At 60.7% G+C, this 13,342-nt stretch carries 15 protein-coding genes; 10 read left to right on the top strand and 5 right to left on the bottom strand.

What is annotated here, in order from left to right:
* Positions 1-48 precede the first annotated feature (48 nt).
* A complete protein-coding gene (locus DAUD_RS07930) occupies positions 49-984 on the bottom strand; it encodes a GTPase (RefSeq protein WP_012302642.1) in 936 nt (311 codons plus the stop codon).
* 364 nt (positions 985-1,348) lie between these two features.
* On the opposite strand from DAUD_RS07930, the gene DAUD_RS07925 reads away from it, so the two are divergent.
* The 3 genes from DAUD_RS07925 to DAUD_RS07915 all read left to right on the top strand — a co-directional run bounded on the left by DAUD_RS07925 (position 1,349) and on the right by DAUD_RS07915 (position 2,466).
* Complete coding sequence (locus DAUD_RS07925) at positions 1,349-1,543, top strand: hypothetical protein (RefSeq protein WP_012302641.1); 195 nt, start codon at positions 1,349-1,351, stop codon at positions 1,541-1,543.
* Positions 1,544-1,687: 144 nt separating this feature from the next.
* Positions 1,688-2,143 carry an RrF2 family transcriptional regulator gene (locus DAUD_RS07920; RefSeq protein ID WP_012302640.1) on the top strand — a complete coding sequence of 152 codons (456 nt, stop codon included), beginning with the start codon at positions 1,688-1,690 and terminating at the stop codon, positions 2,141-2,143.
* Between the two features lie 14 nt (positions 2,144-2,157).
* Entirely contained in the window at positions 2,158-2,466 is a 309-nt protein-coding gene (locus DAUD_RS07915; protein WP_041570890.1) for a hypothetical protein, read from the top strand.
* A 336-nt stretch (positions 2,467-2,802) separates the two neighbouring features.
* On the opposite strand, the gene DAUD_RS07910 is transcribed toward DAUD_RS07915, so the two are convergent.
* On the bottom strand, positions 2,803-3,027 hold the full coding sequence (locus DAUD_RS07910) for a hypothetical protein (RefSeq protein WP_166485160.1): 225 nt from the start codon (positions 3,025-3,027) through the stop codon (positions 2,803-2,805).
* A gap of 207 nt (positions 3,028-3,234) precedes the next feature.
* On the bottom strand, positions 3,235-3,582 hold the full coding sequence (locus tag DAUD_RS11630) for a DUF2512 family protein (RefSeq protein WP_012302637.1): 348 nt from the start codon (positions 3,580-3,582) through the stop codon (positions 3,235-3,237).
* A gap of 201 nt (positions 3,583-3,783) precedes the next feature.
* Between DAUD_RS11630 and DAUD_RS07900 the strand changes: the two genes are divergently transcribed.
* The 7 genes from DAUD_RS07900 to DAUD_RS07870 all read left to right on the top strand — a co-directional run bounded on the left by DAUD_RS07900 (position 3,784) and on the right by DAUD_RS07870 (position 11,713).
* Positions 3,784-4,848: a DUF2325 domain-containing protein gene (locus DAUD_RS07900; protein WP_012302636.1), complete on the top strand. Its 1,065-nt coding sequence runs from the start codon at positions 3,784-3,786 to the stop codon at positions 4,846-4,848.
* A gap of 170 nt (positions 4,849-5,018) precedes the next feature.
* On the top strand, positions 5,019-6,197 hold the full coding sequence (locus tag DAUD_RS07895) for a YibE/F family protein (protein WP_012302635.1): 1,179 nt from the start codon (positions 5,019-5,021) through the stop codon (positions 6,195-6,197).
* An 80-nt stretch (positions 6,198-6,277) separates the two neighbouring features.
* Positions 6,278-6,502, top strand: a complete 225-nt coding sequence (locus tag DAUD_RS07890) for a FeoA family protein (RefSeq protein ID WP_012302634.1) — start codon at positions 6,278-6,280, stop codon at positions 6,500-6,502.
* A gap of 89 nt (positions 6,503-6,591) precedes the next feature.
* Positions 6,592-8,583, top strand: a complete 1,992-nt coding sequence (gene feoB, locus DAUD_RS07885) for a ferrous iron transport protein B (protein ID WP_012302633.1) — start codon at positions 6,592-6,594, stop codon at positions 8,581-8,583.
* Between the two features lie 20 nt (positions 8,584-8,603).
* Complete coding sequence (locus DAUD_RS07880; protein ID WP_166485159.1) at positions 8,604-8,789, top strand: hypothetical protein; 186 nt, start codon at positions 8,604-8,606, stop codon at positions 8,787-8,789.
* Between the two features lie 276 nt (positions 8,790-9,065).
* Complete coding sequence (locus DAUD_RS07875; RefSeq protein ID WP_012302632.1) at positions 9,066-9,548, top strand: metal-dependent transcriptional regulator; 483 nt, start codon at positions 9,066-9,068, stop codon at positions 9,546-9,548.
* Between the two features lie 350 nt (positions 9,549-9,898).
* Positions 9,899-11,713 (top strand): NADH-dependent [FeFe] hydrogenase, group A6, encoded by a 1,815-nt coding sequence (locus tag DAUD_RS07870; RefSeq protein WP_049752662.1) that lies wholly within the window; start codon positions 9,899-9,901, stop codon positions 11,711-11,713.
* A 9-nt stretch (positions 11,714-11,722) separates the two neighbouring features.
* On the opposite strand, the gene DAUD_RS07865 is transcribed toward DAUD_RS07870, so the two are convergent.
* Positions 11,723-12,562, bottom strand: coding sequence for a metal ABC transporter permease (locus tag DAUD_RS07865; protein WP_012302630.1), 840 nt, complete (start codon positions 12,560-12,562; stop codon positions 11,723-11,725).
* Between the two features lies 1 nt (position 12,563).
* Positions 12,564-13,304 carry a metal ABC transporter ATP-binding protein gene (locus tag DAUD_RS07860; protein ID WP_166485158.1) on the bottom strand — a complete coding sequence of 247 codons (741 nt, stop codon included), beginning with the start codon at positions 13,302-13,304 and terminating at the stop codon, positions 12,564-12,566.
* Between the last annotated feature and the right edge of the window lie 38 nt (positions 13,305-13,342).

Raw genomic sequence — 13,342 nt, 5'->3', positions numbered from 1 at the left:
TGAGACTAGGGCATAATAGGATGGGGGTCTTTTGCTCCTATCACTTTGCTAGACCACGATTTCGACGATGTCGCGGTCCCGCAACTGGTAGTCACGGGGGACGGACTGGCCGTCGAAGCGGGCCGAACCCCATACCCGGGCCGTTTTTAGGAGCCGGGGGAAGTCCCGGTGAATGGCGGCCGCCAGCTCCAGCACAGTACTCCCGGAAGGCAGCACGAAGGGTGTGTTCAGGTCGGGCGGCTTTCCGGGAGCCTTGCTGAAAACGCGGATAATGTTCAGCACTTCAAAGATCCGGCTGCGCAGGAGTTCCATGTTCTGACCGGTGGTGGTCGAGACCGGCAGGATTTCCACGTCGGGTCTCAGTTCCCGCAATACGGCCAAGTTTTCCTCGGCTTCGGGCCGGTCGGCCCGGGTGCCCACGATCAGAAACGGCCCCGCTATCTTCTTCCGGTTCAGGAATTCAAGTGTACCCTCCAACTGCTCAAGACACTCGGGTACCCCCAGATCAATGGCCAGCAGGAGAGCGTCCCCGTGGCGCAGGGTGTTCAGCAAACCCGGGGGCACCATTTCCGGGGTAAAGGGTGGAGTGTCCACCAGCTGGATCATAATCTCTTCGAACGGCATCATCCCCGCAAACGGGACGGTGGTGGTGAACGGGTATTCGGCTACCTTGACCCTAGCCCGGGACAGGGCGCTGACAATCGCGGACTTTCCGGTGTTCGGGTAGCCGGTGAGCACAACCTGCCCCGCGCCTTGTTTTTCCACGTTGAAAGGGTCTTGACGGCCGGCCTTGCTTTTTTTCTGGCCTTCCTCACGCAGCCGTGACAGGCGCCGCCGGATATCGGCCTGCAGTTTCTCGGTGCCCTTGTGCTTGGGGATCACGGCCAGCATTTCCTGCAGGGCCGCAATCTTATCTTCAATGGTGGCCGCCTGCCGGAATGCTTCCTCGGCGGCGTAGTACTGGGGTGTGAGATTGGCCGGCAAGGCGGTTACCCCCTCCGGGTGGGAATAGATGCGCTTACCAATGAATTTAACATGAATGCGCCGCGCCGAAAAGTATTCCCGCACGCCCGTATTGTCCTCTCCATAACGTGGTATCGGCGTTTTGCTGCGGGTGCTCCTGTCCCACAAGCTGCGTGTGCGCCGCATAGGTCCGGCCGGTCGCGCGGCGGTGGGTGCTTCCGGCTAGCAGCCCCCGGCTTTGCTTACGGCGGATTCCCTGCCGTCGGGGAGAGAAAAACGGGCGGGGGAAAAAGGATTACCGGCGGATCATAGCCAATAGACACTATAGCAGCATGCATGTAAGATCAGTCCGGCAATCCGGTTTTAGCCCGGGGGAGGTCTGGCAATGTCGCAAGGGCATCTTATCCTCCGAATGGTTTCCGCCATTCTATTCATTGCAGCGGCGGTGGTTTTCTACAACTGGGCGGACGGAAACCGGACCCTGGAGCTAATCGCCCTGGTGTTCCTGGTAGTCGGTATCGGCAGCCTGATACTGACGTTTGTTCTCCGCAGACTCCTGGACCGCATGAATAAGAGATAAGCGCCGAATATGACCGTTTCCCGCGTGTTTTTATCGATTGACGCTCACTAACAGGTGTGTTATAATCTTGACTAAAATAATAGTATTTGTGCTTTATTATGTGATCGGGCCTTGACGGTAAGCCGGAAGGAGACGCAGTACGAGATGAGAGTGTCGACGCGCGTGCGTTACGGCACCCGGGCACTGGTGGACATTGCGGAGCATCACGGCAACGGTCCGGTATGCTTGAGGGACATCGCCCGCAGGCAGAAGGTATCCCAACCCTATCTTGAACAGTTGATCCTGCTCTTGAAGGCGGCTGGTCTGGTACGCAGCATCCGGGGTGCGCGTGGGGGTTTTGTCCTGGCCCGCGACCCGGCGGAAATCAGTATGATCGAGGTTATGACCACTCTGGGTTGGGAAAGCGAAGTGGTGGACTGTGTTGGTGATCCGGGGTCCTGTTCCCGGGCGGGCGCGTGTGGCATGCGCGACTTCTGGTGCCGGCTTTCTGATGCCGTCTCGAAAGTGGTTGGTTCCACAACTCTGGCCGATTTGATGCAAGAGCAGGCGGAAACGTCAAACAGCCATTGCCGACCGGGATACCGGCGGGTGGGTTGCTAGAAAGAAGGGGAAACATGACGGAGGCATATGTCCGACTGGGATCTGCGATTTTAAGAGAAGTGGTACGGGATATACGGGGCGGCCCCCGTGGCGGGAACCGCTCTCCCTACATTTCCGCGGTGGGTTTCTTGCGTACGCCGCTTTTTGAAATGATTTGTGAGAGCCAGGGCGTCAACCCGCTGCTCGCGAAGCGGCGGATCTTGCAACTCAGTTCCACCAAAGACATCCCGGCCGTTCGGACCCGGTCGCAATGGAAGCGTAAACGCCGGCAGAAGCGGATCTACCATTGGGCGGTCTCACCCGGCAACAAGATGGTCAACTAACCACTTTTGAAAAGCTCATAACCCGACGGTGTAAACCGCCGGGTTTTCTTTTTATGCCAACCGGTGAGTAGGGCCGTTTTCGGCCCGCGGTCCGTGGTGAACACCACTCGGTCCTGGAATCCTGCCATTTCCTCGCCCGCCGCGGTTTCCACGCACTTTCCTGCCGGTGGACCGGTACGGCCGAGTTGACCCGGATGACATCCGTAAGGCCATTACCCCGGAGACCATCCTGGTTTCCACGCCACAATAAGGTGGGCACAATACAGCCGGTTGCCGAGATCGCCCGGATCACCAGGAGGCGCGGGGTGTGCCGGCAACGTTCTCCGGGGTGGTGATTCAGCCGGTCCGTTCGCGTTTGCGGACCCGGGCGCTAAGGTTGTAGTTGCGGACCGGTTCCCCGCCGCGCTGTCCCCCGGAAATCCTGATCGCCAGCGCCATCAGTCCGGCACCGGCTAAGGCCAGCGCTACGGCCCAGAGGATCGACACCTGGACCGTCAGGAACTGGGATAAGCCTTCCAAGCTCCCGGTCATCGACGCGATCAACCGAAGTTGATTCTCCACGAGTCCTCCCGCGAGAAAGGCCAAGGCCAACACCAGGGTGCTCCAAGAAAAGATCTTCTTGATTTTCCTCACCCTTTCAGGAAATATATGCCAGTATAGTACCATTAAGTGTCATAAATAGAAAATGCTACTTTGAAAGGAAAGTGGCCTAGCTAACGGGTTTTCGGCGGATAGGATCCGAATTACGTGGAATATCTCAGAATTGCGTTATTGCTGAAGATCGGCTTTGGACAGATAAAGGTGAAAGAGATGTTCCGCGGCTGCGATCACGCCCAGCGCCGCCGCGAGGTTGAGGATGGGAACGCCCAGACCGATCAGAATCAGTTCGGTGGCCCAGATGATCAAGCCGACCAGGAGCACATCAACGACCGTTGCCGACCAGACGCCGTAGTTGGGCAAAACCCAGAGATCGCCAATGGCGTACAGTAAAACCGCCAGCACCGCAGACGTGATCAGGATGTTCGCGGGGGAAAAATGACCGAAGAGGCCGAGTGCCCCAAATAGGATCACGGCCGTATAGACGAATTTCACCGCAAGCACCACGGCAGAAGCCAAAGTATCACCTCCCGAAATAATAATACACTTTAGATCCCAGTATCTGTTGATTCAAGCAGGTTTATGCGGTTCGAAGGGCCGATGGTCTGAATAGCTTCGTGTTTCTAGCCGTGCCGGCAGGTATTAGTGACATCGATCACGAATAATTGCCCTAGATGGCGCCATCAGGGGGTTGAATGCTTGAGAGGAGGTGCTCTGTATATGTCGCGGGAGGCATCCCGGCAGGTGGTCGAACGGCTGCGTCGGGCCCGCCGGGAACTATACCGGAAACTGGCCGAACAGGTGGGTACACCGGAGGAGCGGACCCTGGTGAACCGCGCCGCCGACCTATTGCTGGCCGAGGAGATTCTGCAGGAAAACGAAGATAGGCTGGACGACGCCGACAGTACCGGGAGGACCGGGGATAAATCCGACCCGGCCCGGCAAGGAGTTCCGGCGCCGGACTGGAAGTCCCTGTACGCCGCCGGAAACTGGGATGTAGTGGGGGAGTTTTCGCGCCTGCCGCGCGGGGGAGTGGTCCAGGACCACCGTACCGGCCGGGAGGTGTTCATGCCCGAGGCGGCGGTGCGCGCTGAGGGTGTGGAGCACGGGGACTTTGTGGGTGCTCAGGAAAAAGGTGTGACCGACCGCGGCGGGGCGCTCTATTTCTTCCGGGTGCTGCAAAGGCGGGGGTTGGGCCATACATCCGAGCGGGTTTGCCTGGTGGCGCCGCTGGAGCATAAGGGGGGTTGCTGGGGCGTGTACAGCGAGGACGAAGAGTCCTTCATCACGGTCCCCGACGGCGACGTAATGTCCCTGGGTCTTGACGAAGGAGACCTCGTAGAGGTGGCCTACCTGGCTGGCGATCCTTCCTCGGCCAAGCTGGCCTGGAGATACGATCCGGACGACCCGTTTCTAGAAATCCGGGAACTGCGCAAAGTGCCGAAAAGGGATAAGAAGAGAGAGGGGTTCCCTTCTCAGGAGGCTGAACCACAGGACCTGCTGGGCAAAACCGTGTTGGTGGTGGGCGCCGACAGCTACAAGGAATCCTTTAAGCGGGTTTTCGAGCGCCGGGGGGCCACCTTCAGCTGGGAATCCGGTTTTATGGTCGGCAAACTCCTCGAGGGGAAAGTGCGCCGGGCCGACATCGTGGTTATCGTCACCGAGGCCATGAAGCACAAGATGCCGGACGTGGAAGCCATCTGCGAACGCCTGGGGCGGCCCTACGTGTACGCCCCGTCCCGTGGCGCCTCGGGCGCCCTGCGGGAAGTCTTGGAAAGACTTTAGCTGCGCAGGGGGACGGTTCTCTGTCGCAAAGCCAATCACCTACGGCTATCTATCCGGCAAACGGGCGCCTCTTTACGGGCGCCGTTTTCGTTGTGAAAAGCAGGGAAACAAGCCGATGTCGTTTAATCAGGTATTATATCTGAATTTCACCCGGCGGGGAGGAGCAGATTTTGCCTTACAGAACGGCACTGATGACGGCGGTCTTGGGCGCAACACTTATCCTCATTGCAATGGGTTTTTGGGTCACCAACGGGGAAGCAAGCGTTGGAGAACGCGCGAGGGAGGAGTTTTTCCGGGCCCGGGTGTTGACCGTGGAGAAAGTCGAAACCGAGAATGCATTGGCGCCCGGTTTTGTGCTGGAGCAGCAGTTGCTCACTGTCGAAGTCACCGCCGGACCATATAAAGGCCGGCACGTTACAGTCGTGGACAATCACACCGGAAACCCTGCCTACGATCTCCACGTGCAGCCCGGGGACAGAGTGCTGGTCTCGGCCGAGGTGGTTAACGGGGAGTTGATCAACGCCCACCTGGCCGACTATGCCCGGGATCAGTATCTTGTCTACTTGATCGGCGGCTTTGTCCTGGCCCTGGTGGTGATCGGCGGCCTAAAGGGCGTGAAGGCGGTCGTCACCCTGCTGATCACCGGTCTGGCTGTCGGTTGGGTTCTGCTGCCGCTGCTGTTGAAGGGCTATAACCCCATTGTTTTGGCGGTGCTGGTTTCAGCGGCGGTGGTGGCCTTGACGTTCGCCCTGGTCGGGGGTCTCGGTGTTAAGACGCTAGCCGCGACTATCGGCACGACCGGCGGGGTGATGGTGGCCGGGATGATGGCCTTTCTGGTCGGTTCGGCGGCGCAGTTGAGCGGATTTGCCAGCGACGAGGCCATAGCGTTGCTGTATGTCCCACAGGAAATCCAGTTCGATTTCCGGGGCATACTATTTGCCGGGATCATCATCGGGGCCATGGGGGCGGTAATGGACGTGGGGATGTCTGTGGCCTCCGCGATGGAAGAAGTCAAGAAGGCCAACCCGGCCATACGGCCGCGAGGCCTGTTTTCCGCCGGCATGAATGTGGGCCGGGATGTAATGGGGACCATGGCCAACACACTGATTCTCGCGTACACCGGCGCGGCCATCCCGCTGCTCCTGGTGTTTCTCGCCTACGATACACCGTTCCTGAAGATTATCAATCTCGACATGATCGCTACCGAGGTGGTGCGGGCCCTGGCCGGCAGCATCGGGCTGATCTTATGTGTGCCCCTGACCGCCGTGGCTGCCGCCCTGTTGATGGGCCGGAAATCCGTAGGTTCCGGCGTTCCCCATACTCAAAAGAATTCGCCGAAAAGTACTTGACAAACCAGGCCTAGGGGATTTTAATTTAGTTAGCTAGGGCTAATAGTGTTATTTAGTTTAAATTTTGCTGGGGCTGATGGATGATGACACTGGACCGGGTTAAGAGAGGGCAGTCCATGACGATCATAAGTATTCCCGACGCGCTGGTCAGGGCGCAAGCGATCCGCTTCGGAATCGCCGAGGGCGAAACAGTGTTCTGCGAGGAAGTGGTGCCGTCCGGTCCGATCATTATCAGCAAGAACAGGCAAGAAATTGCGCTGGGGCGGGGTCTGGCCCGGCAGATAGCTGTCGATCTTAACCGCTAGGCGGACCGCGGTGGATGAACAGCCGGGCAAGGGCCCGGCTTTCGTGTTCAAGGCAACAAAACTGGAAATAAGGGGTAGTATGGCAAGAAATGAAGCATCACCACAACCTGGATCTGGAAATCCAGATCCCCCGGGACGTCCGGAAAGTAGTACTCGCCGGCAACCCCAACACAGGCAAGTCGGTGTTTTTCAACGCGCTGACCGGCCTTTATGTCGACGTCTCCAATTATCCGGGCACCACGCTTGAAATCTCTCACAGCCGGCTCGGCGATGACGTCCTGATCGACACCCCGGGGGTGTACGGAATCTCTTCGTTCAACGATGAGGAACGGATCGCCCGAGACATTATTCTGGCCGCCGACGTGGTGATCAACGTGGTCAACGCCGTGCACCTTGAGCGGGACCTTTTCCTGACCCAGCAGATTATCGATACCGGTGTGCCGGTGGTGGTCGCGTTGAATATGGTCGACGAGGCCGCCGCCCAAGGGATTGAAACCGACGTTGAAATGTTAAGCGCAATGCTGGGGGTACCGGTAATACCCACGGTGGCGGTGAAACGGCAGGGTTTCGAAGAGGTGAAGGCTGCCGTGTCCCGGGCCGCACGTGGGAATCTCACTCCCGGGCTGGCGGAAAGACTGCTGGAAATGCAGAACCGGGTCGGGGAGCAGGGGGATGCCCTGCTCATCCTGGAAGGCGATCCGGCGGTGGCTGAACGCCACGGCGTGGAACCGGGCGAGGACCGGGAAGAGATCTACCGTCTGCGCCGCGAGCGGGTAAACGCACTGGTGGCCGCCGTAGTGCGTGTTCCGGCCCGGAAAAGCAGATTCGGCGCCACGCTTGGTCACTGGATGCTCCGACCCCTGACCGGCATCCCCATCCTGCTGCTTACCCTGTTCGTGATGTACCAGGTGATCGGCGTTTTTATTGCCCAGACCGTGGTGGGGTTCACCGAGGACGAACTCATGGGCGGGCTGTACGAACCGGCGGTCAGCGGTCTGGTCGGCCGGTTCATCAGCGAGGAATCGGTTTTGGGCGTGATCCTGATCGGGGAATTCGGGGTCCTAACCATGACCGTCATCTACATTCTTGGGTTGCTGCTGCCGCTCATCATGGGGTTCTACTTCTTTCTGGCACTGTTTGAAGATTCCGGGTACCTGCCCCGGATCGCCACCCTAGCGGACCGGGTTCTGACCGGAATCGGGTTGAACGGTAAGGCGGTCATTCCGTTCATCCTCGGTTTCGGCTGCGTGACCATGGCCACCATCACCACCCGGATGCTCAACACGGACCGGGAGCGGCGGATCGCCATTTTCCTGCTGGGCCTGACCATTCCCTGTTCGGCCCAGCTGGCCGTCATTGCCGGGATGCTGGCCGGACTGGGCGCGGCCTACCTGATGATGTACATGCTGGTGATCCTGACCGTGTTCGTGGTCGTGGGTACGGTGCTGAATACCGTATTCGCCGGCACCTCGACCCACCTGCTGATCGACCTGCCGCCGCTCCGGGTGCCGCGGCTGGGCAACGTCCTGAAGAAAACGGTAAACAAAACCTTCGGCTTCCTGAAAGAGGCCACCCCGCTATTCGTCCTCGGCGCGGTCCTGATCAGTACCCTGCAGCTGACCGGGGCGCTGACGGCAGTTCAACGCGTCCTGGCCCCGGTGACCATGGGCTGGCTGAACCTGCCCATGGAAGCGGCGACGGCGTTTATCATGGGGATTGTGCGGCGCGACTTCGGGGCGGCTGGCCTTTTGGGTATGGAACTGAACGCGTTGCAGACCGTGGTAGCCCTGATCACCATCACCCTGTTTGTGCCCTGCATCGCCTCGGTGTTCATCATCTTCAAGGAGCGGAGCTGGAAGGACGGGGCGCTGATCTGGGGCAGCACCTGGCTGATCGCCTTTGTGGTCGGCGGCACCGTGATGCAACTCGGCCGGGCTTTCACTTGGGACGGAACGACCAACACCGCCCTGGTGGTGGCGGCCTTCGCTGCCATCGGGGGGTTGATTGTAGGGATGTGCAAGCTCTTCAATCGGGCGAAACGCCCCGCGGCCGCCGCCGGGTCGGTGGGCGCGGACTTCTAGCACGTATGGGGGTGGAACGCGTGGCTAAGGACACTCAGCGAAAGAAACAGTCTTGCCCCCGTTGCGGTTACCCGGCGGATGCCGGCCAGTGGCGCTGCCCGCGCTGTTGCCTGGTGTTGGTCGAGACCGGCTGCGTGCACTGCCGGGCCTGCCGGAGTTGCGGGGAAAAGGAAAAAACCCGCACTTTCCGGGACAGGGCAGAATAAAAAGTCCGGCAATGTGCGAGACTGAGGTTTGGTATCAGGGGGTTGCTCCAAGCAACCCCTCTTTTGTTGCGGACTGGGCCGTCGGAGGCGCTGTTAACAAACCTTTCGTTCACTTGTCTTTATAGACTTGTTAAGACCGGTTTACAGCTTTCTTTTAAAATGACCTCACCATGAACAAGGGAGGAGTTGGTATGAGCAAAACAACTAAGACGGACTGATTTACGGCGGGGAAGTATTGGGTTATACTGATCTAAAAGCTGCCGGGAGGCTCACACCATGACCGGGTACTCCCAATCGGTGGAGGATTATCTGGAGACCCTGTACGTGATCGGGCTGGGGCAGAAAGTGGTCCGGGTGAAAGACGTGGCCCAGGCACTGGGGGTGACCATGCCTTCCGTGGTCGCTGCCGTCCGAATACTGTCCGAAAAAGGCCTGGTTGAGCAGGAAAAGTACGGGCACATCGAGCTGACCGAGAAAGGTCAGACCGTGGCTGCGGAGATTTACGCCCGACACCAGATGCTGTTCGCTTTCTTCAGCGAGATTCTGGGGCTCGATCCCGCGGTGGCCGAGCAGGATGCCTGCCGGGTGGAGCACTACCTGTCCCCGGAAGCCCGCGAGCGTCTGCTGAAGATGGTGGAGTTCGTCCGTTCCTGTCAAGACGAAAAGGTCCGATTCCTCGAGCGTTTCACCCAATTTGCGGAAAGCGGCGAACGCGATCCGTGCCGGGGCTGCCCGTTGGGCGAAGCACAACAGAAATGAGCGATGCAGATGAATGAACCGCGCCCTTTTCGTCCGTCTACTCTTGATGCCTTGCAATCCGGCGGCTGTTATTTGATCATCCCGGCGTTGGGGGCGACCGCTCCTTAAAAAGGGGCCAGGCCCCTTTTTACCTTCTTTGACTTTTAAACACGGCCGAGCCGCTGCTCTAAGTCTAGCATATTCCCCGACTTTCAGCAGGTAATTGACGCGGTGCGCGACCCACGTTTCCGCAGCTTGGTGGCGGTATTAAACTCGGCTGCCCGTAAAGAATATGAACTGATAGCCATCATTACCCAGCGTGTTGACGGAGGTGCGCGGTGCAGCAGGAGACAACGACGACGGAAACCGGAATAAAACGCGTAACGGACAAAGAGGCGCAAGCGAGCGGGCACAAGGTGAAACTCATCATCGACGGCCGGGAAGTGACCGCTCCGGAAGGCGCCAACCTGGTGGACACCGCCCGTGAGCACGGGATTGACATCCCGACCCTCTGCTACCTGAAGGGCGTGAGTGAGCCTGGCTGCTGCCGGGTCTGCCTGGTCGAGGTCGAGGGGGCTCGAACCCTGCCGGCGGCGTGTGTTACGCCGGTGCGCGAGGGAATGGTGGTCCGGACCAACACGTCGCGGGTGCGGCGGACCCGCCGCCGGGTGGTTGAACTACTGCTGACCGAGCACCATGCCGACTGCCCCGTCTGCCCCCGGGCTGAAACCTGCGAACTGCGGGCGGTGGCGGCCCGGGTGGGGTTGAACCGCCTCCGGCTGCCGAACCGCCGACGCCGCCGCCAACTGCTCGAGGAAAACCCGTTTATGGTCCGCGATCCCGAGAAGTGTATCAAGTGCCGCCGCTGTGTTGAGGTCTGCCGCAAGATCCAGGGCGTGGACGCACTGGGCGCGGCCGGTCGCGGATTCGACACGGTGATCGGTCCGGCCTTCGGGGACAACAGCGTCGAGGCCGCCTGCATCAGTTGCGGACAGTGCCTGATGAGTTGCCCGACCGGGGCGCTCACCGAGCGGGAATACATCCACGAAGTCTGGAAAGCGATCGACGACCCCGACCGGCAGGTGGTGGTGCAGACGGCGCCCGCCATCCAGGTGACGCTGGGCGAGGAATTCGGAATGCCGGTCGGTACGGTGGTCACCGGCAAGATGGTCTCGGCCCTCCGCCGTATCGGCTTTGACACCGTGTTCTCCACCGAGTTCGCGGCCGACCTCACCATCATGGAGGAAGCCCACGAACTCCTGGAACGGCTGGAAGGGAAGGGGGATTTGCCCCTGATCTCCTCCTGCAGTCCGGGATGGGTTAAGTTTTGCGAGCACTACTACCCGGAGTTTCTGGATAACCTGTCCACCTGCAAGTCGCCCCAGGAGATGCTGGGGGCCCTGGTCAAGAGTTACTACGCCGAGAAGGAGGGCCTCGACCCGGCCCGCCTGGTAACCGTGGCCGTCATGCCCTGTACGGCCAAGAAGTTCGAGGCCGCTCGCCCGGAACTGGTTTCCCGGGAAGGGCGGCGCGACGTGGATTTCGTGCTCACCACCCGCGAGGTGGCCCGGATGATCCGCCAGGCCGGAATCGACCTGGAAACCCTGGAAGACGGCGAGTTCGACCGGCCGCTCGGCATTGCCACCGGGGCCGGGGTGATTTTCGCGGCCACCGGGGGGGTGATGGAAGCGGCCATCCGCACCGCTTATGCCCTGACCGAGGGGGAAGAAATGGCCCGGGTGGATTTCAAGGCGGTGCGCGGCTTGAACGGTGTGCGCCTGGCCGAGGTGCACCTGCGGGGCCGGACCCTGAAACTGGCGGTGGCGCACGGCACCCGCAATGCCCGGCGCTTGCTGGAGCAGATCAAGGCCGGGGCCGAGTACCACTTCCTAGAGATCATGGGCTGCCCGGGAGGCTGCATCGGGGGCGGGGGACAGCCCATCCTCGGTGCCGGCCGCCGCGAACTGGCCCAGGAGTACCGGCGCAAACGGGCCGAGGCACTCTACAGTATCGACCTCAAGCGCGAGTTGCGCCGGGCCCACGAAAACCCGGCGGTGCGCAAGCTCTACGAGGAGTACCTGGGTCACCCGCTGAGCGACAAGGCCAAGGAGCTTTTGCACACCACCTACACCCCGCGGGGCCGTTATCCCCGGCGGCGGACGGAGGAAGCCGCCCGCCTGCACTGAACGCACGGGTCAAGTGGAAGGCCGGATCTTTTTGCGCAGGTACTGAATCCGCCCGCGCCGGGGGGACAGAATGAAGGCGAGTAAAAAGAGGGCGGTGGCACACAGCACGATCGTGGCGCCCGAGGGCAGGTTCAACACGTAGGAAAGCCACAGCCCGGCCAGGGCGGAGAAAACACCGCTGCCGACCGAAACCGCCAGCATTCCCCTGAAGTTCCGGGAAAACTCGTAGCCGGTGACCGCCGGAATGACCAGCAGGGCCGAGGCTAGGACAATTCCCAGGATCTTTACGCTTACCACCACGGTTACGGCGATGACGGTCAAAAGGGCGTAGTACAGAAAGGTCACCGGGATGCCGGCGGCCCGGGCCGACTCTTCATCAAAGCACATAAACAAAAGTTCCTTGAAAAAGAAGGTTAAAAACAGCACGATCACCGCCCCACTCGCGGTGAGCAGGACGATGTCCGCGGGGGTGACCGCCAGGATGTTACCGAAGAGAAAACCGAAGAGTTCGGGCTGATAGCCCGGAGCCAGACTGATCAGCGCGATGCCGAAGGCCATGCTGGCGCTGAAGAACACCCCGATCACGGTGTCGGCGTGCAACCGCCCTTCCTTGCTCACCAGGCCGATGGCCCAGGCGACCACGGTGCAAAAGACCGCGGCTGAGAACACGGGGTTCACTCCCAGGAACACCCCGATGGCGATCCCCCCGAGCGCCGAGTGCGAGACCCCCACGCCCACGAAGGACATCCGCTGCAAGACGACAAACAGGGATACGAAGGAACAGAGCAGGCCGGCTAGAATCCCGGCTAGAAACGCCCGCTGCATGAATTCATACGCCAGGAAATCCATCTCAGTCCCCCCGCGCCGGAAATCCAAGGGGTTGGGCGCCGTAAGCCTCAGCCAGCCCAGGGCTCGCCAGCACTTCCCGGGCGGTGCCCCGGGCGTGCACGGAGCCTTTCAAACAGATCATCTCGTCCGCACAGCCGGCCACGCTGGTGATGTCGTGGGAGACGACCAGGATGGTCAGCCCGAAGTTTCGCTGCAACTCCCGGACCACCCGGTAGAAAGTGCGCTGGGCCACCAGGTCCAGGCCGTTGGTCGGTTCGTCGAGAATCAAAAGCCGGGTGTGGCTGCACAACGCCCGGCCCAGAAAGGCGAGCTGCTGCTGGCCGCCGGACAGCTCGCCGATGGGCTTGCCGATCAGGGTGTCCCGGAAGCCGATCCGGCGCAGGGTTTCGGTGGCCGCGTCCTTGTCGGCCCGGGAAGGGAAGCGGAAAAGGCCGATACAACCCACCCGGCCCATCATCACCACGTCGTGGGCCGAAACGGGAAAACCCGGATCGAACTGCTGCCGCTGGGGCAGGTAGCCCACCAGGTGCTTCCGGTTCTGCGGGCCGTTTGGCGGTTTGCCGAACAGCAGCACCCGGCCGGAGTCCGGTCGCACCAAACCCAGGATCACCCGGGCCAGGGTGGTCTTTCCGGCGCCGTTGGGGCCGATTACAGCCACAAACGCGCCCTCCGCCACCTCCAGGTCAATACCGTCGAGGACCCGGACCCCCCGGATCGAGACGCTCACTTCTTCCAGGGACACGACCACTCCGTTTTCCCGTGTGATGCTGACCGACCCCA

The sequence above is a fragment of the Candidatus Desulforudis audaxviator MP104C genome (assembly GCF_000018425.1).
GTDB lineage: Bacteria > Bacillota > Desulfotomaculia > Desulfotomaculales > Desulforudaceae > Desulforudis > Desulforudis audaxviator.
This window is presented reverse-complemented; position numbering and strand designations above follow the sequence as displayed.

Excerpts from the sequence above, each read along its gene's own strand:
- DAUD_RS07925 (WP_012302641.1), top strand. The coding sequence starts at position 1,349 with ATGTCGCAAGGGCATCTTATCCTCCGAATGGTTTCCGCCATTCTATTC.
- DAUD_RS07920 (WP_012302640.1), top strand. The coding sequence starts at position 1,688 with ATGAGAGTGTCGACGCGCGTGCGTTACGGCACCCGGGCACTGGTGGAC.
- DAUD_RS07915 (WP_041570890.1), top strand. The coding sequence starts at position 2,158 with ATGACGGAGGCATATGTCCGACTGGGATCTGCGATTTTAAGAGAAGTG.
- DAUD_RS07900 (WP_012302636.1), top strand. The coding sequence starts at position 3,784 with ATGTCGCGGGAGGCATCCCGGCAGGTGGTCGAACGGCTGCGTCGGGCC.
- DAUD_RS07890 (WP_012302634.1), top strand. The coding sequence starts at position 6,278 with ATGATGACACTGGACCGGGTTAAGAGAGGGCAGTCCATGACGATCATA.
- feoB (WP_012302633.1), top strand. The coding sequence starts at position 6,592 with ATGAAGCATCACCACAACCTGGATCTGGAAATCCAGATCCCCCGGGAC.
- DAUD_RS07875 (WP_012302632.1), top strand. The coding sequence starts at position 9,066 with ATGACCGGGTACTCCCAATCGGTGGAGGATTATCTGGAGACCCTGTAC.
- DAUD_RS07865 (WP_012302630.1), bottom strand. The coding sequence starts at position 12,562 with ATGGATTTCCTGGCGTATGAATTCATGCAGCGGGCGTTTCTAGCCGGG.